Origin of the sequence: Kitasatospora sp. NPDC058406 (assembly GCF_042722765.1) — a bacterium.
Taxonomy (GTDB): domain Bacteria; phylum Actinomycetota; class Actinomycetes; order Streptomycetales; family Streptomycetaceae; genus Kitasatospora.
Map to the genome: position 1 here is coordinate 1 of NZ_JBHXKE010000486.1, position 1,873 is coordinate 1,873.

2 protein-coding genes are annotated in these 1,873 nt (G+C 73.4%); one reads left to right on the forward strand and one right to left on the reverse strand.

The window, feature by feature from the left end; translation table 11 throughout:
• The first annotated feature begins 375 nt into the window (after positions 1-375).
• Positions 376-1,152 carry a ricin-type beta-trefoil lectin domain protein gene (locus ACFWOG_RS40740; protein ID WP_380364790.1) on the forward strand — a complete coding sequence of 259 codons (777 nt, stop codon included), beginning with the start codon at positions 376-378 and terminating at the stop codon, positions 1,150-1,152.
• Positions 1,153-1,167: 15 nt separating this feature from the next.
• On the opposite strand, the gene ACFWOG_RS40745 is transcribed toward ACFWOG_RS40740, so the two are convergent.
• On the reverse strand, positions 1,168-1,776 hold the full coding sequence (locus tag ACFWOG_RS40745; RefSeq protein WP_329881902.1) for a helix-turn-helix domain-containing protein: 609 nt from the start codon (positions 1,774-1,776) through the stop codon (positions 1,168-1,170).
• Positions 1,777-1,873 lie beyond the last annotated feature (97 nt).

The following is a 1,873-nucleotide window of genomic DNA, read 5'->3' on the forward strand; positions in this document are numbered from 1 at the left end:
CCGGTGAACGGGGGAGCCGGGCCGTTCGGCGTTGCCCCCGCTGACGCGGTGCGGGCGGCGACTGCCGACGTGACACGTGCGTACCCGGGGGCGGTGGCGGGTGCGGGGCGGGTGCTTTCCGGACGGATCGGCCCGTCCGGCGGGTGCGGTCCGGTGGCGGGTCCGGCTCCTCGCGGGTGCTGGTCCCGGGTGGTTCGTCCACCCGGGGCCGGGGCCGCTCCGTGGACGGAGGGTTGGCGGATATCGGACGGCGGTCATTGACGGCCGTCCGGTATCCGCTGAGGCTTTCACGCGACCCGCACAACTGGCGCACCGTCACCACACGGCTGCCGCCCGCGGGTTGACCGGCCCACCCGTCTCCGGAAGGACCTTCCGATGCGCCGTACCGCCGCCCTGTTCAGCACCGTTCTGCTCGGAGCCGCCGCCGCGATCGTCGCGCCGGCCGCCACCGCCCAGGCCGCACCCACCGCGCAGGCCGCACCCACCGCGCAGGCCGCGCAGGCCGGTGCGGAGGTGCTCGCCGGGACCTGCTACGCCTACACCTCCGGCTGGAACGCGTACGGCCAGTGTTCCGGCATCGACCCGCTGCAGACCTGGTACATCACAGCCACCTGTCAGTACCTCTCCAACGGCCACCCCTTCAACCGGTTCGTCAGCAGCTACAGCTGGGCCGGCGACGGCTCCGTCTCGCTGTCGTGCAACGTCAACGAGACCGCGATGGCGGCCGGTGTGATCGCCGGCCCCAAGCTCCCGCCGCAGCCGGCCGGCCCGATCGGTCAGATCTCCGGGTACGCCGGCAAGTGCGTGGACGTGAAGGGCGCGAGCAGCGCCGACCGCACTCCCGTCCAGATCTACGACTGCAACGGCACCAACGCCCAGCAGTGGAAGATCGCCGTCGACGGCACCGTCCGGGCGCTCAACAAGTGCCTGGACGTCACCGGCGCCGCGACGGCCAACGGCACCAAGGTGCAGCTGTTCACCTGCAACGGCACCGGCGCCCAGCAGTGGCAGGTCCGGGCCGACGGTTCGATCCTCAACCCGCAGTCCGGCCGCTGCCTGGACAACCTGGGCTTCGTCGCCACCAACGGCAACCAGCTCGGCATCTGGGACTGCAACGGCGCGGACAACCAGATCTGGCACGTCCCCGCCTGACCGGGCGCCCGGGCCTCACCGGCCCAGGGTGCCGTGCGCGAGGGTCGAGAGGCCGGCGGTGATCTGCCCGGGGGTGCGGCCGCTGTCGCGCTGGTGGCGGAAGAGCTCGGGGGCGAGCGGGGCGAGGAGCTGGTCGGCGAGCGTCTCCGGGTCCGGCAGGCCGGCCTGCCGGGCGAGGTGGGTGACGTGCAGCCGCCAGAACGCGTAGGCGCCGGTCCGGAAGCGGGCGAGGCCGGTCTCCGCGCCCAGCACCAGGTGGACGTGGGTCTCCAGGAGGTCGACCATCGCCCGGTAGAACGCGGCCAGCCGGTCGGCCGGCGTCGGATGCGCCTCACCCGCCCCGCCGCCCGGTCCGAGCGGCGGGGCGCCGCGCAGCAGTTGCTCCTGGAGGGCCCGCTCGTGCTCGTCGAGCAGGGCGCGGGCGATCGACGCGCGGTCCGGGTAGCGGCGGTAGAGGGTGCCGCGGCCGATGCCGGCCGCCTTGGCGATGTCGTCCATGGTGACGGCGGCCGGATCGCCCGCCGCGAACAGCCCCTCGGCGGCGGCGAGGACCTTGGCCCGGTTGCGGGCGGCGTCGGCCCGCTCGCGCGGTGGGGGGCCGTCGGCCATCGGGAGTTCCGTCATGGCTTCACCGTAGAGCGGAGGTGGAACATTGTGACCATCGCGATAAGGTGGTACGCGGGAGTTAGTGGGCGGTGTGTGCACAGAATTGCCCATCCCT